Origin of the sequence: Pseudoalteromonas sp. SCSIO 43088 (assembly GCF_023650795.1) — a bacterium.
In the GTDB taxonomy this organism is placed as follows: Bacteria; Pseudomonadota; Gammaproteobacteria; order Enterobacterales; family Alteromonadaceae; genus Pseudoalteromonas; species Pseudoalteromonas shioyasakiensis.
Map to the genome: position 1 here is coordinate 3,576,476 of NZ_CP072675.1, position 21,460 is coordinate 3,597,935.

Here is a 21,460-nt window from a genome sequence, read left to right on the forward strand (position 1 = left end):
TTGAGCAATTGGTCAAGCACTGGCAAAATTGCCCCCCTTTTTTACCATTAACCAAAAGTGTATAAGCAAGATGGCTAATTTAGATCAAAACAACTGGTTCACTGAAATTAGTGACCGTGATGGTAGTGCCTTTTCATTACGCATTACTAAAAAGCTTGATGAACAGCAATCGCCATTTCAAAAAGTAGAAATGTACGAAACAACTGACTTCGGTAATCTGATGATTATTGACGGTTGTACTATGGTAAGTAGCCGTGAAAACTTTTTTTATCACGAGATGATCAGCCATCCGGCATTGCTTGCACACCCAAATCCAAAAAATGTTGTGATCATTGGTGGTGGTGACTGCGGTACTTTACGCGAAGTTTTAAAACACCCAGGTGTTGAGAGCGTAACGCAAATTGATATCGACGAAGTCGTGACACAAATGTCACTTAAATACTTCCCTGAGCTGTGTGAATCAAACCAAGATCCTCGTGCAACAGTGATGTTTGACGACGGCATCAAGTACATGCGTGAAGCAGCGCCTGAATCAATCGATGTAGTAATTGTTGATGGAACAGATCCAGTTGGCCCAGGCGAAGGTTTATTCAACCACGCTTTCTATACTAGCTGTTTAACTGCACTTCGCCCGGGTGGCATCTTAATTCAGCAAAGTGAATCACCACTTATGCATATGCCACTATTAGTAGAAATGCGTGATGCAATGACAGAAGTGGGTTTTGTTGACCTACAAACGCTGCCTTTCCCACAGCCAATTTACCCAAGCGGTTTATGGTCAGTAACCCTTGCTCGTAAGTCAGAAGCGTTCTCTGGTTTTCGTGAAGATGATGCAAATACACTGGCGCAAAGCACAGAGTACTATAATGCAGGTATTCACCACGGCGCATTAGCGACACCAAATTATATGAAACGTGCTTTTGAGAAAAAGTAAGCGTTTTAGTTAGATGTAAAAAAGGGCTCATTGAGCCCTTTTTTGTTAGCTTTAATTAGACTTTAAATCGATTCACTAAATGATTGAGCTCATCAGTGAGTTGGTTCATACGATTAGCCACTTCTTGTGTTGAACTTGCTAAGCCGCCCCCTTGTTGGGTTTGGTCATTTAGGTCTGATAAATTTTGACTAATTTCATCTGCCACAGCAGTTTGCTCTTCAGTCGCTTGCGCTGTCTGCATCGCCATATCATTTACCTTAACTGATGACTCTTGCATTGAGTTAAGCACATCATTGGTTTGTGTGAATGACTCAACGGCTTCATCGGCATAGCGCTTACCACTGTTAATAGCTTGCAGTGACTGCTCAACGCTGGTTGCAAACTGCTCCACCATAGTTTGAATGTCATTAGTACTCTCTTGCGTGCGAGTTGCAAGGGTACGAACCTCGTCAGCTACTACCGCAAAACCTCGCCCTTGTTCTCCGGCGCGGGCAGCTTCAATTGCTGCATTCAGTGCAAGTAGGTTAGTTTGCTCGGCAATAGCACGAATAACTTCAAGCACTTTAGCAATGTTGTCTGAGCTTTGTTGCAACTCAGTTGAACGCTGGCTGGCATGCTCCATGTTGTCTGATAGCGCAATAATTTTACGGCTTGAATTATCAACCGCAGCTAAACCTTGTTTAGCTAGCTGCTGCGAATTATCAGCTTCATGAGATGAGTTTTGCGCCACATTAGCTACTTCGCGACTTGCTACACTCATTTCATGTACAGCACTGACTATCGACTCAGAAGCTTGACTAAGCTTTTGGTTAACTTGATGGTTTTGATTAGCAAAGTTATCTAAGTCGTTACCTAGATTATGTAGCTCTTTCGCTTGCTCTAAAATATCTTTGATTAACTGCTGCAGATTATCTAAAAAACGATTAAATGCGGTTGCTAACTCAGCAAATTCATCTTGCGTTTTAACATTGATACGACCTGTTAAATCACCATCTCCAGAGGCTATCTCGTTAATCCGCTCTGTGACAAAGTTAATTTGTTTTGTAAGCTGACGCGGCACAAAATAACTAAACCAACCAGCAACAGCTAAAACCACCGCAATCATCACCATAAGCATCACTTTAAAGCCCATTACTTTATCCATCAGCTTTTCAGTTTCTGCTTGCGAGGTTTTGTCTGCCGCTTCTCCGGCTTTATCTAAAATATCACGTAGTGCCGAAAAACTTTGCTCCGACGCTTGTTGTTGCGCAGCATTTGCTGGGTTATTAATATGAGCTGTTGATGCTGCATACCAAGCGTCAAATGCGCTATCAAAGTTACGAAACTGACCGGTCACCTCAGAGTATGGCGACATATAAGATAAATACTGCTTGAAACGGTCTTTAACCTGTTCGGCATTTTCTTGATGGTCAGTAAGTTGGCCCTTATCCCCTTTCATTTGGGTAACGAGTTGCAGCTCTGCCACTTTAGCTTGGTATAGGTCTCGGTCAGCATTAACAACCACAGAAACCGCATTTAAGAAACGCTCAGACTGTGCATCAATCGCTTCTTTTTGAAGGTTAATTAGATAGGTATAGCCGGCAATTAAAATGACGATAGCAATGCCGAGTAGCACAATAGGCAAAGAACTTTTGACGCGAATGCTTTGTAACTTCATACATTATCCTAATTCAAATTCTAATCAGCACGTTCATTAGAATGTTAGTAGAAAAACTAAAAAAGTGTATGAAATTAAAAGTGCCAGCTCGCTGAAAGTTGTAATTGCTGCTGCGAGTTATGCTCATTAAATCCCATACCGGGTCTGTTTTGAGCGTCACTGCTCAGCACTGAATATTCAGCACCTACTTGCCACTTGGTCGACAGTTGATAACGCCAACTTGCGGTTAAAGCTTCTCCACGACTTTGGTTAGGATCAAATTGCCAATCATCATGATCGCTAACCTTAAAATAATCATACCTAATTGTGAGACGATGCTGGTCTAACTTGTGGCTTAATAGAACAAAATGACTATAAAAATCATTATCTACCCCACGATTTGAACCCATCGCTGTTTTACCATCAAGGATCTGCACAATAATACGGGTTTGCTTATTAAACTTATACAACCATGCCGCGCTTAAAAAGCGTGTATCCCACGCATATTGACCAGTACGGGTATTCAAAGCACCTGGATCGCCATTGTTGTCATAATAATAAACACGTAATTGCGATTTTTTTTGATAATCCCAGTGTGCACCGACGTAATAACCAAAGCGCCCATCGACTTCTTCGAAAGGTTCCACATGCTCTGCTTGCTTATCTAACTGCGTCCATTCAAAAGAATGAGGAATAGCAAAATCGATTTGTTCGTTAAAGGTGGTTTGCCTGTCATGCATAGCGAACCCTCGCCATGACAAGAGTGTTCCAGCAGGATCGTTACCTTTAAAAACCGCAGCAAAGCCTTCAAAACTATGGTTACTTCTAAATTTTCTACCTGGGCGCTTGATGTTTGCCTCTAAACCAAAGGCCCGCACCTCCTCGCCAATCCAGCTATTAATAGCAGAATTAGTGTAGTTATAAGGTGACATCCAACCACTTTGTGGGTTTTCAAGTGACATTTTTGGATAAAAGCCACCCGCTTTAACAGCCCATTTGTAACGACTTGCAGTGAGCGGTTGATATTGTAAATAAGCCTGAGTAAAACCGACTGTTAGTTCAGGATCAGGATGGGCGTTAAGCACTGTATGCGCAGACCAATCACTCGTTAACTCAAAACGACTACTCAGCATAGCTTGGGATATCACAACACCATCATGCTCTTGGTCATAACGGTATAAGCCAATTCCTTTGCGTTGATAGCTCGCTAGTTGGTCACCACGCACAGCCGAAACAGTTACCAGCCCATCATGCTCAGCAAATGCCACTGCGGGCAACCCAAAAACACTCACCAGTGCTAAAGCTTGCCATTTATTCATAATCATCAAACTCGTCACTGCTTAATTCTAGTTTTGGTAATAAGGCTTGTTTTAACTGATAACTCAATAGCTTGGCATTATTAGTCATATCGATGGTTTCTGGTGTGCTGATATCATTAAAGCGGTCATGCCAAACAGCCAAAGTAAACTTACCTTCTGGTAAGCTTAACTCAACCATACCTTGCTCATCTGTTTGCCCATAAATCCCCCCATCTACAACAACAATGTAACCCAGCATCCAGTCATGAATGTTACAGCCAAGCTCAACAACCCCCGATTGTGCAAAGTTAATCGGTTTTTCTGGTTTATCGTGGTAAAGCTTTAACTCAAATTGCTTTGTTTTAGAAAATGAATAAACGTGGTGCATGATTGAATCAAGGTTAGGAAACTCAACATTAGCCCCTTGTGGCACTGCCAACACATGAGGCACAAAGGCACGTTTTTTTTGGCTCATCGTGTAATGACTATCAAGAACTGTATCTTGTTTTGAACCTTTAAGCCAAACCACGGCATTTTTGACAGGTTGATTCTGCTTATCAACTATCTGTATTTGCTGTGCCAATAAACATTGACTAAACAATAGTAGTAGCAACAGGGTTATTCTTGTCATTTTGCTAAACCTTTTTAGGTGCTGGGCTGGATATCGCCGCGTTCACTTTGTTGAATACGTATGCAGATCTCTCGTATTAACCAGCAAGTCACTTTATGCTTTAAGGATATATGTGAATACATGACAACAATCCATAACCATAAGCCGCCAAGGAACAACAATGCGATTAACTGCCTTAATGTTAGCAGCCTTTTCAGGTACTTGCCTAGCACAAACCACAACCGTCAGTTCACCTGATGGGCAGATCAAAGTAACTATCTCAGATGAGCAACACACACCTAGCTACGAAATCAGCTTTGCCGGTAAACAAGTCATTGCTAACTCTTCGTTAGGGCTTGTTTTTAAACAACAACCAGCAATGAGCGAAGGTTACAAAATTAGCAGCCAAACTACTGATTCGGTAAAAAGCAGCTGGGAGCAACCTTGGGGTGAACGCCAAACTGTGGTTGATAACCATAACGAAGTCGCTGTTACGTTTAAAAAACCACAACCACAAGGTGGCACGTTTACGGTACGTTTTCGCGCTTTTAATGATGGTGTAGGTTTTCGATACGAATTACCAAAGCAAGCAGGCTATGATGATGTAGAAATCACTAAAGAGCTTACTGAGTTTGCTATTACAGATTCATCAGATGCAACTGCATGGTGGATACCAGCTCGTGGTTGGAACCGTTATGAGTATGTTTATAACACCACTCCACTTCATAAAGCAGCACTTGTGCACACACCATTTACTATAAAAAATAAAGAGGGTGTGCATATCAGTATTCACGAAGCTGCCCTTGTTGATTATGCAGGCATGGTTTTAAATCAACGTCGTGATGGTACTTTCCAAGCCGATCTAACACCTTGGTCAGACGGTGTCGCGGTTAAAAAACAAGGCGCATTTAATACTCCTTGGCGTACAATTCAAATTGGTGATGAAGCCGTTGATTTAATCAACTCAGATATCATCTTAAACCTAAATGAACCCAATAAACTGGGTGATGTATCTTGGGTTAAACCGGGTAAATACGTCGGTATTTGGTGGGGGATGCACATCAATGAAAATACTTGGGGTAGCGGTAAAATTCATGGTGCAACCACTGCAAACACAAAATATTACATGGACTTCGCTGCTAAATATGGCTTCGATGGTGTGCTAGTCGAAGGTTGGAATATTGGCTGGGATGGCGACTGGTTCTATAACGGTGATGTATTTAGCTTCACACAACCTTACGACGACTTTGATATTGAAGAGCTGACACGTTACGGCAAAGAAAAAGGCGTACAATTAATTGGTCACCACGAAACGTCGGGTAACGTGACTAACTACCGTAACCAAATGGAAGATGCATTTGCGTTATACGAAAAATCAAATGTCAGCCAAGTTAAAACAGGTTATGTCGCTGACGGTGGTAACATCAAGCGCATCGATGAAAACGGTATTGTGCGCAAAGAATGGCACGATGGTCAGTTCATGGTTAATGAATACCTACACAATGTGAAACTTGCTGCAAAGCATAAAATTAGTGTCAATACGCATGAGCCAGTAAAAGATACCGGCCTGCGTCGTACATACCCTAACTGGATTGCTCGAGAAGGTGCCCGTGGTCAAGAGTTTAACGCATGGGGTACACCGCCGAACCCACCAGAGCACATTCCAATGCTTGCTTTCACGCGTATGCTTGCTGGCCCAATGGACTTCACGCCAGGTATTTTTGATATGGGCTTTAACGGTTTAGGTGCCGATACCAACCGCCCACAAACAACCCTTGCGAAGCAATTAGCGCTATACGTTGTAATGTACAGCCCAATTCAAATGGCGGCAGATTTACCACGTAATTATTTAGCGAAGCCAGATGCATTCCAGTTTATTCAGGATGTACCAACTGATTGGCAACAAAGTATTGCACTACAAGGTGAAGTTGGCGATTTCGTTGTATTTGCGCGTAAAGAACGCAAGCGTGATCAATACTCAGGTAACGACTGGTATCTAGGTGCTGTTACAGACGAAAAAGCTCGCACTTTAGAAGTGAAGTTAGACTTCTTAGATAAAGGTAAAAAGTTTGAAGCGCAAATCTACCGTGACGGTGACAAAGCTGAATGGGTAAATAACCCTTACGACTTAAAAGTAGAAAAACGCATAGTGACTGCTGATGATAAGCTAACGTTAAAGCTTGCCACCAGCGGCGGCACAGCGATTCGATTTAAAGCAATCTAAGCTGCTAGTTGCTAGTTGCTAGTTGCTAGTTGCTAGTTGCTAAAAAATTATGAAAAGCGCGGCATTTGATGTCGCGTTTTTTTATTGCCATAAAAAAGCAGCCCACTCGGGCTGCTTGAAACTTATAGCTTAAGGCTTAAAGCTAAATACTTTTAAAAAGGCAAATAGATTTGTGCGCTGAGGCCTCCCTCTGGGCGATTAAGTAGTTGTACTCGGCCGCCGTGCATATCGACAATACGTTTAATTATCGCAAGGCCTAAGCCACTGCCTTCGCTACCGCGAGCGGCATCACCTTGTTTAAACGGTTCAAATACAGTTTCAAGTTCGCTTTCTGGGATCCCCGGGCCGTGATCGTTAACCACGACCATGGCAAACTTTTTATTACTGCTCACGCGGGTTTCAACCTCTATATCACCATCTGAATAGCGAATTGCGTTTTCAATCATATTAGTAACAACACGCTTTATTGCTACCATACTCACTGGCACTTCGCTTAAGCTTGGATTCTCTTTAAAGGTAATAGTGCGGTGATGTTTTTGTTCTGCTTCGACAACTTCTGAAACAATCGCGTTTAAGTCTTCTAGCTCAAGTTCTTCACGTTTGTGATGGCGTAAATATTCAATGAATTGGTCAATAATGGCATTCATGTCTTCAATATCATGAATGATCCCTTCACGCAGGTAATCTTCATCGTCCGACATCATTTCGGTGGCAAGGCGAATACGTGTAAGCGGCGTACGTAGGTCATGGGAAACACCTGCCATTAATAACCGACGGTCATTCTCAAGAGCTGCAATACCACGCGACATTTGATTAAACGCACGGGTTACTTCAATAACTTCAGTAGAGCCTTGTTCTTCTAATTTGGTAGAAAAGTCACCCACCCCTACTTTCACAGCTGCTTGTTGCAATGCTTTTAAAGGTCTATTTAGATGACGGGCAAACAACCACCCACCGAGTACACTTAAAAAGCCAATACTCGATAAATAAAAGGTTAAGAACTTTAAGTTGTTTTCTTGCAGGCCGGTGAGCGGCACACGCACCCAATAACCCGGTGCTTGCGGTGCTTCAACCCAATAAACAAGTGGATCGGTTTGGCTAATACGTACTCGAGCAGAGCCATTGAGCTCTTTCGACATACTGCGCGAAAGCATCGAGTACTCACGAGTTTCAGCCAACCCTTCACTCATCGCTTGGCGCTGGGTCATCACTTCGATACCGGTGATCTCAAAAAACTTATCTGAGGCTTCTTTGCTTACCTCAACCCCTTCTTCCCATTCGATAAACACGGTTTTCACCTGTTTAGATAGGATCAGGTTTACTTGTTCTATAGTTGGTTTAACAACATAAAAACTAACCGTGATATAAGAGACAATTTGATTGATTAACAGCAGGGCTGCAACCAAAAATACCGTTTGTCCAAACGCACTACGTGGAAACATGCCCATTACTGTTATTTTTCACCGTCTGGCACAAATACGTAGCCTAAGCCCCATACTGTTTGTATATAACGAGGATTAGCAGCATCCACTTCAATCATACGGCGTAAGCGTGAAACCTGAACATCGATACTGCGCTCAAGCGCACTGTAATCTCGGCCACGCGCTAAGTTCATCAGTTTATCGCGACTAAGCGGTTCACGTGGATGAGTCACTAACGCTTTTAATACCGCAAACTCACCACTGGTTAACGACATTGTTTTATCACCATGGCTCATTTCGCGGGTCGCAAGGTTTAGCGTGAAGTCGCCAAAGCTAATTTCGTTTTCTTCGGCAGCAGGCGCACCAGGCACTTCTTTAGCACGACGACGTAAAATTGCTTTAATACGCGCTAACAGTTCACGTGGGTTGAATGGTTTAGGAATGTAATCATCAGCACCAAGCTCTAAACCGATTATACGGTCAACTTCATCGCCTTTGGCTGTAAGCATTACAATTGGAATGTCATTTTCTTTTTGGCGTAAACGACGGCAAATTGATAACCCATCTTCACCTGGTAACATTAAATCTAATACAATCAAGTGGAAGTTCTCGCGCTCTAATAAGCGATCCATCTGCTCTGAATTTGCTGCTGAGCGAACAATAAAGCCTTGTTCTACAAGGTAACGCTCTAGCAAGCTACGTAAGCGCATATCGTCATCAACAACCAATACTTTTGTCGTTTCGTGTCCCATAACTTTCATTCTTTTTGTAATATGTTACTTATTAATATAAATGAAAAAGTTAAGAATAAAAAACGAATTACGCGCTTAGATTGTTACTGAACATTTCAAAATCCCACTCGACAAAGGTAAAAGACTTTTATACCTTGCGGCTGGTTTTCTTTTTAGGCTGAATAAAATGGCAAAGACAAATTTAATAACCCGAGAAGGGTATCAGCAATTACAACAAGAACATGATTATTTATGGCATGAAAAACGTCCTGAAATTACCAAAATTGTTACTTGGGCAGCAAGCTTAGGCGACCGTTCAGAAAACGCAGATTATCAATTTAATAAGCGAGTTTTACGACAGATAGATCGCCGTGTACGCTATCTTCGTAAACGCATGCCAGATCTTAAAATTGTTGACTACAACCCACAGCAAGCGGGAAAAGTGTTTTTTGGTGCTTGGGTCGAAATTGAGAATGAGCAAGGCGAAACAAAGCGCTTTCGTATTGTCGGCCCCGACGAAATTTACGAGCGCAAAGATTACATTTCGATTGATGCACCTATGGCTCGAGCGCTACTTGGCAAACAGGTTGATGATGATTTTTCGGTGAACACGCCTGAAGGCGCAAAAGAATGGTATATCAACGAGATAACTTATCCGGATGCGAAATAATTTTTGCCAGAAAATTCAGAAAGCGTTAATTAGTGATTGTTTAGTCTAAAAATGTGATCTATAACTAAAGGTACTCAAGATAAATCATTACTTGAGTTTTAGAAGGTAGTAAGTATGTCAAACGCAATACAACGCATAATGAGTAATGCCATTGTATTCGCACTATTAATTAGTGTGAGTTTGATATCTTACGCCAGTGATATAGAAAGCCATTCAGACAGTGTTACGCCAACCGCTCACTTTATTGCGTGTGATAGTGCAGACCCTGCCAACTTAGATACCGACCTCGATAAACATACTCCTGCGTTCATTGCTAATGTAGCCCAACCACTGCCAAATGCACGTGTGGTTTCGTATGTTCACCCTTGTAATAAGGTGTCTGTTTATAGCGCGCACCAGCGAGGGCCACCTGCTTTTTAATTAACTCAAATTTTCTATTTCAGTTTTATTAAAATGTATGGTGACCAAAATGAATAATTTCAAAGAATTACGTCTTCAAGATATCTCTAATGGCGCATTATCTAATGCAGTGAATGAAGTTGAGCCAACACTAGATCTCACTTCTCCAGCTTTAAAAGTACTTAATAGCTTTACTAAAAAAGACCCTTTACGTGCACATTACGGCACCACTATTGTTGATGCTTTAAAGCAAACAAATAGCTGTTGCTCAGATTTTATTTTAGTGGTTGATAGCGAAGATAAACTACTCGGTATCACCTCTAGTGCTGATCTGCAAAGCTCAAAAATTATGATCCTTGCACAGCGCTTGAACTTACACCGTGACGAAATTACCTTACACGATGTAATGACGCCACTTAGCAGCTTAGCTGGTGTGAGCCTACAAAGTATCAGCTACGCAAGTATTGGCGATGCACTGCAAACCATGGAACACCAAGGTATGATGTTCTTATTAGTAACCAGTGCTAAACAAGAAATATGTGGTTTGATTTCAGCTCGAGAGATCGCTAAAAAATTACATATCCCTGTTAATATCAACCCAATTGCTAATGGCTTTAGCGAAGTATTACAGCAGGTTGATCACCCGCACTAAGCGTTAAAATCTGCGTTGTGTAAGACTATTTTTGCAGGCCTTAAAAGCAGTGCTTTTAAGGCCTTCTTATTGTGATATTATTCAGGCAATTAATCTTCAGTTTTACTGATTTTCTATTTTTAAAAAGGTTTATGCATGAGCAATATCTCTGCACGCTTAGCAACAGAGCTAAGTGCCCAGCAACCACAGGTTGTTGCTGCAATCAAATTACTTGATGAAGGTGCCACAGTTCCTTTTATCGCCCGTTATCGTAAAGAAGTAACTGGTGGCTTAGATGACACGCAACTACGTTTACTTGAACAGCGCTTATCGTATTTACGTGAATTAGAAGAACGCCGTAGCTTTATCCTTAATACTATTGAAGAGCAAGGCAAGCTAACAGCCGAACTAAGTGCTGATATTAATAACGCTGACAGTAAAACTGAGCTTGAAGATTTATATCTGCCTTTCAAACCTAAACGTCGTACAAAAGGGCAAATTGCCATTGAAGCGGGTATTGAGCCGCTTGCCGATGCGCTATTTAACGACCCAAGTCTCGACCCTGAAAAACAAGCAAATGAATACATAAATGCTGATGCAGGCTTTGCAGATAATAAAGCAGTGCTAGATGGCGCTAAATTTATCTTAATGGAACGCTTTGCTGAAGACGCCAAACTGCTAGCTAAATTCCGTAGTCATATCGCACAACATGGTCAAATTGAAAGTACTGTAATCGCTGGTCAAGAAAATGAAGGCGTAAAGTACCGCGACTACTTTGAGCATCAAGAACCGCTTAAAAAAGTACCATCACACCGTGCACTTGCTATGCTGCGTGCTCGTAATGAAGGCGTATTACAACTTAGTATCAACCCTGAGCCAAGCGCAGAAAACCCGGCGCAAGTGTGTGCACAAATGGTTGCCGATCATTATCGCTTAGATGTTAGCAATTCTGCTGCAAGCAGTTGGTTAATGGGCGTAGTGCAATGGGCATGGAAAATTAAGTTAAGCCTTCACCTTGAGAATGAATTTTTAGGTGCAATGCGCGAAAAAGCAGAAACCGGCGCAATTGACGTTTTTGCTAAGAACTTAAAAGATTTATTAATGGCCGCTCCAGCAGGTCCACGTACCACGTTAGGTCTAGATCCTGGTTTACGTACTGGTTGTAAAATTGCTGTTGTAGATAGCACAGGCAAGCTGTTAACAACACAAACGATTTTCCCGCACGCACCACAAAATCATTGGGATAAATCGCTTCGTACTCTTGAGCAATTATGCCGCCAGCATAAAGTTGAGCTAATCGCTATTGGTAATGGTACCGCTTCACGTGAATCTGACAAATTAGTAGCTGAACTGATTAAAGCCAACACTGAGCTTAAACTTAATAAAGTGATGGTTAGTGAAGCAGGCGCTTCTGTTTATTCGGCATCTGAGTTTGCCGCTAATGAATTCCCTAACCTTGATGTTTCACTACGTGGTGCTGTGTCTATTGCACGCCGCTTACAAGATCCACTTGCTGAGCTGGTAAAAATTGAGCCTAAATCAATCGGTGTAGGTCAATATCAGCACGATGTATCGCAAAGCCAACTTGGTCAAACGCTAACATCAGTGGTTGAAGACTGTGTAAACTCAGTAGGTGTAGACCTAAATATGGCGTCAGTGCCACTACTTACTCGCGTATCTGGCTTAAACAAAACGTTAGCACAAAATATCGTTAGCTACCGTGATGCGAATGGCTCATTTAGCAAACGCTCTGAACTTAAAAAAGTTGAACGTTTAGGGCCTAAAGCCTTTGAACAAGCTGCCGGTTTCTTACGTATCAGCACAGGCTCAGATCCTCTTGATAACTCGTCAGTTCACCCTGAAGCCTACCCGGTTGTTAAGCGTATCTGCGAGAAGAACAGCTTAGATGTAAACAGCCTAATTGGTAACTCTGACATCCTAAATAAGCTCGTTGCAAACGACTACACAGACGAAAAATTTGGTTTACCAACGGTTACCGACATTATCAAAGAACTTGATAAACCGGGTCGTGACCCGCGTCCTGAGTTTAAAACAGCTGAATTTAAAGCCGGTGTTGAAACCATTAACGACCTAAAACCAGGTATGATTTTAGAAGGTGTAGTGTCTAACGTTGCTAACTTTGGTGCCTTCGTTGATGTGGGCGTACACCAAGATGGTTTAGTGCATATTTCTGCGATTACTAACAAGTTTATTTCTGACCCACGTGAAGTGGTTAAAGCTGGCGATATTGTAAAAGTAAAAGTAGTTGAAGTAGATGCTGCGCGTAAACGTATTAGCTTTACCATGCGTTTAGACGATGATGTTGATACTAGCAATAAAGCTGCACCCGCTAGCAAACCTAAGCCAGCTGCGAAAGCGAAAAGCGCACCTAAGCAAAAACGCGAATTTGGCAATGTTGCCATGGGTAATGCCTTTGCAGATGCATTTGCCAATGCAAAAGTGAAAAAATAATAGGCTGTAGGCATAAGTCGAAAAAACCGCGTAAGTGTAAACTTACGCGGTTTTTTATTTGTATAGCAATTTAATCAGTCTCGTTGCTATGAAAGGCTCAATAAACTGAGCCTTTATCGCTATTACTTACGACGACGAAGTGCAAGTAATGGCAGGAGTAACACAATGAAGTGACCTAATGAGCCGCTTGAAGAGCTCTTTGTTTCAGCTTCAGTTTCTGGTGTTACTTGTGAAGCGAATTCACAGCTACCATCATCTTCATTCGCAGTCGCATCATAGTTAGTTGCAGCAGCATCAGTACAGCCGAGCTCTACACCATCAGACTCAACCATAAGCAAGAATTCTTTGCTTACTTTGTCTGCTGGGTTTGCTTTGTCTTGTACTGTAACAGTCACCATTGTTTCACCATGGAAATGTGCATCAGGGATTAAGTTAAACGACATTCCGTCAACTTCAGCCGTAACATTCTCACCGGTTACCACTAATTCATTTGGCGACTGGTCTGCATCAACAACCATCACATCAACACCATCGATACGGCCATTTTCTGCTACCGTCATATCAGCGATGTCGCTCATTTTCAGGTTGCTTTGTACGCCGATTGAGTGCATTAACGAGCCACCTTCTTGGCTACCTAGTTGGTAATCAAGGGTGATATCTTGCACAGAACCTTTCGCATCAGGCATAACCGTAGCAGTAAAGTTAAACTCAACTTCACTTTGCTCTGGGCCAACATAATCAAAACAGATCACTAAGTCATCTTGTAAGATCTTGCCAAGGTCGTCATAACCAACCACATTGCTTAATGCACCGTCTTTAAAGCCGGCAGTTGTAGAGTAAACACTATCACCACCTTCAATAAAGATAGTCCCTTCATCAACACCTGCGCCTAGGTTATCGTAAGCAAAAATAGCTTCGAACATACCTTCATGGTCATCGATACCACTACGTAAAATCACTTCATAGTCAAACGTGTCGCCTGTGTATTTATCAGTCACATTATCGAATTCCATGAATACGAGATCACCTAAGTCAGGACGCTCTTCTTTATACTGAGAAGCAATCGTTAGACCTGTTGGATCCGTTGGATGGCGAAGATTTTCGATTTCAAACGAACCACGCCAGAATGGTGCCAATGCTTCAACTAAGAAACCAGGACCGCGGTGTGCACTCATCATCCACCAAATAGGTGTGAACTGCATTGCACCTGTTGGGTGTAAACGTACTTCGTTATTATTTACTTGGTTGTAAATTTCAAACTTCGCACCCTCTTTATAGAATAACCAATCAATTGGCACATCAAAGTACACATTTGAGCCACCTTCATACCAAGCAGCTTCAGGTTGAATGCGGAAATCACCCCATAAATCGATATATCCTCCTGTCGAGAATTCATCAATCATTGGCGTTTTACACATCTCATTAGTGATGTTGTTAGTTACCACATAATCACGTTGTACGTTACGCGTTGCGTCTTGTGTACCTTGAATAGTTAACGTGTTGCCTTCTACAACTAACGAAGCTGCAACTTCTTCATTGTTTGAAGTTAGCGTTTCAGGCCAAACTTGCATGCCATCAGGAATCGTCAAAGACAATGAATAGTCACGCGCTTTAGATTCATAGTTGGCTTTAAGTTTTACATTAACGTTAACTAGGTCCATAGCGCGAGCAGTGTCTTGGTCAACATTTAAAGTAAGTGCTTCTGCATCACGCTTTAAATTAACCGATGTGAAACCAAGGGTGCCTTCAGCTCCCGCAGCATTACCTAATGCAAAGCCGCCATAATAAACATCATTCGGTTGCGCATCTGGTAAATCCCAATTTACAGCAATTTCATAGTTACCATTGCCGCTGTGCTGCTGTGGCGCTGATACACTGAATTCACCGGTATTTTGCTCTTTAACAATCGCATAATGTGTGACAGTTTGATAGCCAACATCACGAGCACCCGCAAGCGCTGCGGTCGCAAACCAGTATTTACCAGGCTTAGGGTCAATAATGTTACAGTAGTTATCTTCAACACTACTTGAAGAATAACAAATCATTTCCTCATTAAGCGCTTTGATCAGTGCAGTAGAATCTTCCGCAATCTCTTCATCAGACACCATGAATGAGCCGCTTTCATTAGCATCATAACCCACAACCAAGTGTGCTTTTTTCATTTGCCAGCGAGGCTCAGCAAGATCTTCTAAATCTGTAGTTTGCTCGGTAGATGCAACTTTAACCATTAAGCGTTTTGTACCTTCTGGTACTTCAAATGCCTGGATATCCCACGCTTTTTCAACGCGGTCTTTTGTCACATAAGGTGCAACACCTAAGATATTTGCGGTAACTTCTGTTGGTTTTACTAGACCATAATAAGTCGGCGTAAATTCACTGTAGCTATCGGTATTAACAACGATTGATTCTGATGCACTTGCACGTGCCATATCGATATCAACCATGGTTGGTAGCTCATCAATGACGTTTTTCGCAACTAATGTGAAATGAGCATCAGGCGAGTCGCCATTAGTGTTCTTGAATAACACTTTACCGTTGAACCAAGCATCTTTATTTAAGATATTGTCCCAAGGTGCACCTTCTTCAACAGGATCAAGCTTAGATTCGATGATATTTGGCAACTTCATAGTAACCATCACATCCTGTGTTTCACCAGCTTGAAGTGTGAAATTACTTGGTGTTACGCTAACTTCTACACCAAAGCTTTCTTCTTCACCTTCAACAGCCCAACCATAAGCAGTTGCATCCCAAGTACCATCTTTTGTTGCCTTAACTGTACGCATCCACGTACATTCAAGTTCGCAGTCTTGGTTAACTAACGAAGGTAGGTTAAGCCACTCTACTAAACCACCATTGCGCGGGTTCGCATCATGATAGTTTTCAATAGTCTCATCCATGATAAGACCCGCATTGGCAGCTTGTGCTACGTCAATCGCACCGCCACCAGCCATGAAGTTGTAGTATGGGTCAATTAAAGTAACGCCGTTAGAAATACGTACTTTGTTCGCAGTCATCATTAGTGCTGATTGAATTTCTGCAGGCGTCCAATCAGGGTGCATTTGCATAAGTAGCGTCATTGCACCAGTAACATGCGGCGTAGCCATTGAAGTACCACTCATGAAAGTCCAATCAGATGCACGAGGGTTAGCTGTAAATGGTTGGTCATCAGCATTCGCTGCGTAAATATCCACACCTGGTGCCGTCACATCTGGAACAAGGTTATTGATGTAATAACTTGGCCCCATAGAACTAAAGATAGCAAGTTGATTACCTGCTTCTTCATCAAATGAATAGTTATTTTCTGGCTCGCCTATTGTCGCAATAGCAGCGCCATCTGGGTTAGCATTAACCCAATTACGAATTGTATAGCGTGCATTGGCTGGTAAGTGAATACCTGGGATCACATAGTTATCAGCAACAATGTTTTCTGTCGAGCTAATGTTTTGCAAAATGAAGCCACCTGCTCCACCAGCTGCCACGTTCTTTGCTTTGTCGACACGCGCAATGTCACCACGTAAACATACTACAATTTGGTCAGCCGTAAACGTGCCTGCTGGGAAAGGGGCATTACAACTTGCAGCATCGTAATCATCACTTTCATTCGGGTCATCGTATTTTTCAGCAAGTACAACTTCACCTGTGATACCGCCAGAGAAACTCTTACCTGTATACTCACCAGCAAAAGGCGCGCGAGTGCCTTGGAAGTTATTGATGGTTTTAGCACCTAGGTCCATTACACGATCATGGGTTGATGCACCTACTGTGGTTACCCAAGGCGAAGTATGATCCGCAGACATATAATATGGGCCTGAGTTACCCGCTGCTGCTGCTACTGAAATACCTGCTTCACGCGCACTTAAGAAAGCCATTTCCATTGGGTCTTCCCACGGGAAGCTTTCACCACCACCAATTGAGAAGTTGATTGCATCTACACCATCTTCAATTGCATCTTCAAATGCGGATAAGATAGCTGACTCAGGACAGCCAGAATATAGATCACCTGAGTTTCCTGCATAACACACTTGGTACGAAATAATGTGCGCACGAGGTGCCACACCACTGGTACTTTCAAACGTAAATGGTAAGTTTTCACCATCACTTACTTTCTCACCGGTTGCAGCTTGAAGCGGTGTGTTTTCGATGTAATTACCCGCCGTAGTGCTTGCTGTGTGAGAACCGTGACCATTGTAGTCTTCACCATTTTCAGGACGGCGATCTGCACGTGCAAATTGATAATCAGCATTCATTGCAGTGATTTCTGGGTATGAGCGAACACCAATTAGCTTATCATTACATAGCTCAGGTTCTTCCTCACAGTCGCCTACAAAGTTACCTGCACCTAGTGGATTTTTCTCACTGTATTGTTCGTCGCTAGCAAATGCTGGATGGTCTGTATTGATACCTGTATCAATAATACCTACAACCATACCTTCACCTTTAACACCTACCGATGAAGCCGGTGTTGCACCCTGCCATAATTGATCAGCACCAATAAACTCAGGACCACGGTCTGTGCGTAATTCAAAAATGCGGTTAGGAGTAATACGCTTTACGCCTGATTGTGTCGCAAGTAGCTCTGCATCAGCTTGTGTCATTTCGACCACTACCGCGTTATTTGCAAGAGTAAATTGCTTTTTAATCGCAATATTGGCACCTATTGCACGCGCCTTACTTAATACTGCTGTTTGACGTTGCTTTAAAAAACCTTGATACGCGCGCACACTTTGCGACGCTGTATCAATACGCTCTTTAACCATTAAAGAGCGAGATTCAGTAATAGCTGTAGCGCTGAAACCTTGAATATCACCTTGATAACTTGCCACAGGCTCATCATGCATTTGCACAATGTAAGTTTGAATGCCTGTCACCCCATCTTGAGGTTGAAAAACATGTTCCGGCTGCTGACTTTGATAGTGCTGGTTTAAGCGTTGAGCACTCCCTTTGAGTAAGCTTGGATGATCTTCGATTTGTTTTTCTTGTTGATAATTCGCGATATCTTCAGCTGTAAATGTTGGCTGATAAAAGCCTTTATCTGACACTTTGTTAAAGCCAGGCTCTGCCGCAGCATAGCCTGTAGCACCAACATACAAGGCTGTAAGTACGGCTACTGAACTTTTCTTCAAGTGTGCGATTTTCTTATTGCAAGGTTGCATATGATTCCCACTGATTTAATTCTAAACAGCTCATAAATTGCTTGAGCTGACACACTAAATTATTTAGCAGGCAAACATATACAGAGGGGGGGTTACATGGTCAAACCGACCTGTACACACTTGAGACACAAAATTAACATTAAATAAACACCAGAGCGGTAAAAACAAACGCATTGCAGGATATTTATACAAAATGTAGCGTTTTGTACAAAATACGATTACAGAAACAAAGTGAGTAGTGAAAACAGCTAGGGAAAGGCATCCCTAGCTGCTAAAAAATTAGAAGTTATAACGAACCGAAAGTGCAAGGTCTGAGTAATCATTTGCATCACGATAGCTTGCGCTTATCAGCCAAGCTGGTGTAAAGGCATAGTTTGCCCCTACATGAAATACAGCATTATTTTCGCTCTCTTCGTCGTGCAAACGCTCGTAGCCAACGCCAGCGTTGATCTCAAATGAATCAGTTAATAGATGTCTGATTTGCGCGTTAGCAGACAAAATATCTGCGGTTTCTGAATTTGAGTGATTCTCTGAAAAGCTATTAAAAACTTGATCTTGGTATGAGACAACTTCTTTAACATTAAGGTCAATTTCTCTCTTTAACTGGCCAATCTTTGCTGAAAAATCAACTTTAGTGCGATCGGATAGCGAATAAATATAACCTAAACCAATTTCGTAACACGTCATATCAATATCATAATCGAAAGTATAAGCTATGACAGTATCACCTAAATAATTATCATTGCTATCGTAAACACCTGAGCCATTGAATTCATTCGTTGCAGTCACATCATCATTTAAAATTGAATAATGACCTGTAACATACCAATTCTCAGCAAACTGCTTACTGAAATTAAAGCCATAACCTTTAAGAGATCGCTCATCTAAGCCATCAATTTCTGTCTTTTTATATCCTGCTTCAACAAAGTCATAGCTTAGAGGCGAGGTGTTTTCTGCCATGACAGCGGTAGAAGCAAGTGATAATGCGCAAGCAAGAAGAGTGTATTTCATTGTTTAATCATCCTAATTATAAATCGTGGACAATCTACCAAAGCGAGTAAGGACCCGCAATGGAAACAATATTCGTTTTTGTAGTCTAAATGTAAGAAACTGTTAGAGTAATTAATAAATTAAGTGAGTAGTTATGTAGTATTTAAACTTCGTTAGCGACAAGTTTTAACCACAAAGTGATTAACTGATACTGTTAATTGATATTAGTTAAATAAAGGCAGAGAACTGGTTTTGGTTAGTGGGCGAAGTAGCTGCTTGATAAAAATTAGCAATACGCGCTGCACGCTCGTCTACTTCAACATCACGCTTGGCTGTTTTAGTTTCGCTGGTTTGAGTAGCGCTATCTTCGGCATACTCACTGTTTATTTTGAAAGTCGATTTGCCTGAGTCAGCATCGCCATCAGCTGATTGACTGGCAAGCTCAGCTTGCGCTGCCATAAGCTTTTGTGTGGCATCGGCAGCAATTGAGCGGTCAGCACTTGAAGGCTCTTGTGGTGCAAGCGCAGCTGCACGCACCGTCTGCATTTTTTCGATTGTAGCTTTTGGGTCGCCTTTAATTTCAGCAACGTCAATTTGCACCTCGCCGCCCACGGCATAGTTTGTACCATCAGGGCCGCGTTGATACTCATAGCTTGGCGAGCCAGCATATTGCCCCCCTACGGTTGCATGCGCTTGTTCATGAATACGCACTTCGGTATCTCGGGCTTTTAGCTCTTTAATTTGCTCAGCGTCTTGTTGCTCTTGCTCAGCAACCTTTTGCTCTTTTTGCTGCTCTTGTTTAGCTTCTTGCTGTTCTTGCTCTGATTGTTCAGGCTCACCCTGCTCACCACCTTGCTGACGTTCTTCAATCACCTTGTCTTCAGCTAGACGACCTTTAGCATCATAGGTACCAGCCTCAGAACCTGGCTGCTTGGTTTTGTCGCCATCATTCAGGGTTTTATTTTCTGCGTTACTCGGCTTGGTAGCAGCAGGAGGCGGGATCACTTCACGTAACTGATTATCACGGCGAGCACTTTCGGTGTGCACATTCGCTGTGTTGATATTAATCGAAGGAAACGGAGTGACGATATTCATAAGTACTAAACTTTAATATCTATTAATGTACCGAGCACTTCATCAGCAGTCTGAATCGTGTTGATATTGGCTTTTGCATTAAACTCTTCAACTTTTAAATTAACAAGCGACTCATCGATTGGGGCGGGTTGTGAAACTGGCGGAGTTACAGCTTCATTTGGAGTTGCCGCTTGTAATTGGCGTTGTTGAGCTAATTGGGCATCATCTTGCTGATCAATTGAGGCACGGCTAATCTCAGCGCTCGCCTTTTCGATACCTTGGCTTGCACGGTTATAACCTTCTACCGCATTATTAAAAACAGAACTGATTGGCATAACACCCTCCAACAGTGAGATCTACCCGTTAAGTATCGCTCATAAAACGAGCAAAATAAAGCTAAATCCCGCTATTTTTCTGGCCTCTCAGCGAGTTTTGCTTAACACATTGATTTCAGTGCTGATATAAATGCCGCTTTATGTGAAATAAAAGGCGCGTGTGAGGCCTTATCTAAAACTTCATATTCAAACTGAGGTTGTAAGGCATGCATTTTTTCAATCGCGCGATAAGGTACTAATGAATCTAAGCGACCGAAAATACCACGTACAGGTACGCTAAGGTTAGCGAATAGCTCACGTAAATCATCCTGCTGTAAAATGTCTAAGCCCGCACTTAAAGCTTGCTCTTGAGGCGCAGGGTATTGGTTTAAAAGTGCTTTTAATTGCTTAATATCATCCCGTGCTGATTCACTGCCCATCGCTTGTATCGCCAAAAACCGTTCTATCGTTTTTTCTCTATGGCTAACCAGCTGATCTTTAAATGCGTTCAATACGTCAGGTTTAATACCTGGCCACTCGTCGGTTTGCGCAAAAAAAGGCGTTGAGGCAACCAACACAACCTTTGCTACTTTGTCAGGCCAATGTGCTGCAATATACAAGGCCAAAAGCCCGCCCAACGACCAGCCAATAAGAATAGACTCTTCATTTAGCTGTGTACTTAATTGCTCAGCTGCAGCATGCAAAGTGTAAGGTGTAGGGATTGACTGCGCGTTACCAAAGCCAGGTAAATCAAGGCATCGGACTTCACCATCATGAAAAAACTCAAGCTCAGGTTTGATCACTTGCCAAACCCCTTGGTTCATTCCCCAGCCATGTAATAGCACCATATCATTTTGCATATTTTGTATTTCCCAACCACACTTAGCGCTCATAATAGCGTTT

The 21,460-nt window shown here is 42.2% G+C and carries 16 protein-coding genes; 6 read left to right on the forward strand and 10 right to left on the reverse strand.

Going from position 1 to position 21,460, the window contains the following annotated elements; all coding sequences use genetic code 11:
• Positions 1–70 precede the first annotated feature (70 nt).
• Positions 71–934 carry a polyamine aminopropyltransferase gene (gene speE / locus J8Z28_RS16490; RefSeq protein ID WP_062564803.1) on the forward strand — a complete coding sequence of 288 codons (864 nt, stop codon included), beginning with the start codon at positions 71–73 and terminating at the stop codon, positions 932–934.
• Positions 935–989: 55 nt separating this feature from the next.
• On the opposite strand, the gene J8Z28_RS16495 is transcribed toward speE, so the two are convergent.
• The 3 genes from J8Z28_RS16495 to J8Z28_RS16505 form a co-directional block, all read right to left on the reverse strand.
• Complete coding sequence (locus J8Z28_RS16495; protein ID WP_062564802.1) at positions 990–2,591, reverse strand: methyl-accepting chemotaxis protein; 1,602 nt, start codon at positions 2,589–2,591, stop codon at positions 990–992.
• 74 nt (positions 2,592–2,665) lie between these two features.
• Positions 2,666–3,895, reverse strand: a complete 1,230-nt coding sequence (locus tag J8Z28_RS16500) for a hypothetical protein (RefSeq protein ID WP_062564801.1) — start codon at positions 3,893–3,895, stop codon at positions 2,666–2,668.
• Positions 3,882–4,499 carry a methylamine utilization protein gene (locus J8Z28_RS16505; protein WP_062564800.1) on the reverse strand — a complete coding sequence of 206 codons (618 nt, stop codon included), beginning with the start codon at positions 4,497–4,499 and terminating at the stop codon, positions 3,882–3,884. The genes J8Z28_RS16500 and J8Z28_RS16505 overlap by 14 nt, the downstream gene beginning before the upstream one ends.
• A gap of 160 nt (positions 4,500–4,659) precedes the next feature.
• Between J8Z28_RS16505 and J8Z28_RS16510 the strand changes: the two genes are divergently transcribed.
• The gene (locus J8Z28_RS16510) at positions 4,660–6,702 is read left to right on the forward strand and encodes a glycoside hydrolase family 97 protein (RefSeq protein ID WP_062564799.1); all 2,043 of its coding nucleotides are present in this window, start codon (positions 4,660–4,662) and stop codon (positions 6,700–6,702) included.
• 152 nt (positions 6,703–6,854) lie between these two features.
• On the opposite strand, the gene envZ is transcribed toward J8Z28_RS16510, so the two are convergent.
• Both envZ and ompR read right to left on the reverse strand, forming a co-directional pair.
• Positions 6,855–8,150: a two-component system sensor histidine kinase EnvZ gene (gene envZ, locus J8Z28_RS16515; RefSeq protein ID WP_054562852.1), complete on the reverse strand. Its 1,296-nt coding sequence runs from the start codon at positions 8,148–8,150 to the stop codon at positions 6,855–6,857.
• 5 nt (positions 8,151–8,155) lie between these two features.
• A complete protein-coding gene (gene ompR, locus J8Z28_RS16520) occupies positions 8,156–8,875 on the reverse strand; it encodes an osmolarity response regulator transcription factor OmpR (protein WP_054554428.1) in 720 nt (239 codons plus the stop codon).
• A 166-nt stretch (positions 8,876–9,041) separates the two neighbouring features.
• On the opposite strand from ompR, the gene greB reads away from it, so the two are divergent.
• The 4 genes from greB to J8Z28_RS16540 all read left to right on the forward strand — a co-directional run bounded on the left by greB (position 9,042) and on the right by J8Z28_RS16540 (position 13,026).
• Positions 9,042–9,524: a transcription elongation factor GreB gene (gene greB, locus J8Z28_RS16525; protein ID WP_054562853.1), complete on the forward strand. Its 483-nt coding sequence runs from the start codon at positions 9,042–9,044 to the stop codon at positions 9,522–9,524.
• Positions 9,525–9,638: 114 nt separating this feature from the next.
• On the forward strand, positions 9,639–9,944 hold the full coding sequence (locus J8Z28_RS16530) for a hypothetical protein (protein ID WP_062564798.1): 306 nt from the start codon (positions 9,639–9,641) through the stop codon (positions 9,942–9,944).
• Positions 9,945–9,993: 49 nt separating this feature from the next.
• A complete protein-coding gene (locus J8Z28_RS16535) occupies positions 9,994–10,575 on the forward strand; it encodes a CBS domain-containing protein (RefSeq protein WP_062564797.1) in 582 nt (193 codons plus the stop codon).
• A gap of 135 nt (positions 10,576–10,710) precedes the next feature.
• Positions 10,711–13,026 carry a Tex family protein gene (locus J8Z28_RS16540; protein WP_062564796.1) on the forward strand — a complete coding sequence of 772 codons (2,316 nt, stop codon included), beginning with the start codon at positions 10,711–10,713 and terminating at the stop codon, positions 13,024–13,026.
• Between the two features lie 122 nt (positions 13,027–13,148).
• Here J8Z28_RS16540 and J8Z28_RS16545 read toward each other — a convergent pair whose 3' ends face one another.
• The 5 genes from J8Z28_RS16545 to bioH all read right to left on the reverse strand — a co-directional run bounded on the left by J8Z28_RS16545 (position 13,149) and on the right by bioH (position 21,417).
• The gene (locus J8Z28_RS16545; RefSeq protein ID WP_250659682.1) at positions 13,149–18,179 is read right to left on the reverse strand and encodes a S8 family serine peptidase; all 5,031 of its coding nucleotides are present in this window, start codon (positions 18,177–18,179) and stop codon (positions 13,149–13,151) included.
• A 279-nt stretch (positions 18,180–18,458) separates the two neighbouring features.
• Positions 18,459–19,190, reverse strand: coding sequence for an outer membrane beta-barrel protein (locus J8Z28_RS16550; protein ID WP_062564794.1), 732 nt, complete (start codon positions 19,188–19,190; stop codon positions 18,459–18,461).
• A gap of 207 nt (positions 19,191–19,397) precedes the next feature.
• Positions 19,398–20,264 (reverse strand): putative metalloprotease CJM1_0395 family protein, encoded by an 867-nt coding sequence (locus J8Z28_RS16555; RefSeq protein ID WP_062564793.1) that lies wholly within the window; start codon positions 20,262–20,264, stop codon positions 19,398–19,400.
• A gap of 5 nt (positions 20,265–20,269) precedes the next feature.
• On the reverse strand, positions 20,270–20,578 hold the full coding sequence (locus J8Z28_RS16560) for a hypothetical protein (RefSeq protein WP_054554434.1): 309 nt from the start codon (positions 20,576–20,578) through the stop codon (positions 20,270–20,272).
• Positions 20,579–20,679: 101 nt separating this feature from the next.
• On the reverse strand, positions 20,680–21,417 hold the full coding sequence (bioH, locus tag J8Z28_RS16565; protein ID WP_062564825.1) for a pimeloyl-ACP methyl ester esterase BioH: 738 nt from the start codon (positions 21,415–21,417) through the stop codon (positions 20,680–20,682).
• Positions 21,418–21,460: the final 43 nt, after the last annotated feature.

Excerpts from the sequence above, each read along its gene's own strand:
- envZ (WP_054562852.1), bottom strand. The coding sequence starts at position 8,150 with ATGGGCATGTTTCCACGTAGTGCGTTTGGACAAACGGTATTTTTGGTT.
- ompR (WP_054554428.1), bottom strand. The coding sequence starts at position 8,875 with ATGGGACACGAAACGACAAAAGTATTGGTTGTTGATGACGATATGCGC.
- bioH (WP_062564825.1), bottom strand. The coding sequence starts at position 21,417 with ATGCAAAATGATATGGTGCTATTACATGGCTGGGGAATGAACCAAGGG.
- J8Z28_RS16505 (WP_062564800.1), bottom strand. The coding sequence starts at position 4,499 with ATGACAAGAATAACCCTGTTGCTACTACTATTGTTTAGTCAATGTTTA.
- J8Z28_RS16495 (WP_062564802.1), bottom strand. The coding sequence starts at position 2,591 with ATGAAGTTACAAAGCATTCGCGTCAAAAGTTCTTTGCCTATTGTGCTA.
- J8Z28_RS16550 (WP_062564794.1), bottom strand. The coding sequence starts at position 19,190 with ATGAAATACACTCTTCTTGCTTGCGCATTATCACTTGCTTCTACCGCT.
- J8Z28_RS16545 (WP_250659682.1), bottom strand. The coding sequence starts at position 18,179 with ATGCAACCTTGCAATAAGAAAATCGCACACTTGAAGAAAAGTTCAGTA.
- J8Z28_RS16530 (WP_062564798.1), top strand. The coding sequence starts at position 9,639 with ATGTCAAACGCAATACAACGCATAATGAGTAATGCCATTGTATTCGCA.
- speE (WP_062564803.1), top strand. The coding sequence starts at position 71 with ATGGCTAATTTAGATCAAAACAACTGGTTCACTGAAATTAGTGACCGT.
- greB (WP_054562853.1), top strand. The coding sequence starts at position 9,042 with ATGGCAAAGACAAATTTAATAACCCGAGAAGGGTATCAGCAATTACAA.
- J8Z28_RS16555 (WP_062564793.1), bottom strand. The coding sequence starts at position 20,264 with ATGAATATCGTCACTCCGTTTCCTTCGATTAATATCAACACAGCGAAT.
- J8Z28_RS16500 (WP_062564801.1), bottom strand. The coding sequence starts at position 3,895 with ATGATTATGAATAAATGGCAAGCTTTAGCACTGGTGAGTGTTTTTGGG.
- J8Z28_RS16540 (WP_062564796.1), top strand. The coding sequence starts at position 10,711 with ATGAGCAATATCTCTGCACGCTTAGCAACAGAGCTAAGTGCCCAGCAA.
- J8Z28_RS16560 (WP_054554434.1), bottom strand. The coding sequence starts at position 20,578 with ATGCCAATCAGTTCTGTTTTTAATAATGCGGTAGAAGGTTATAACCGT.
- J8Z28_RS16535 (WP_062564797.1), top strand. The coding sequence starts at position 9,994 with ATGAATAATTTCAAAGAATTACGTCTTCAAGATATCTCTAATGGCGCA.
- J8Z28_RS16510 (WP_062564799.1), top strand. The coding sequence starts at position 4,660 with ATGCGATTAACTGCCTTAATGTTAGCAGCCTTTTCAGGTACTTGCCTA.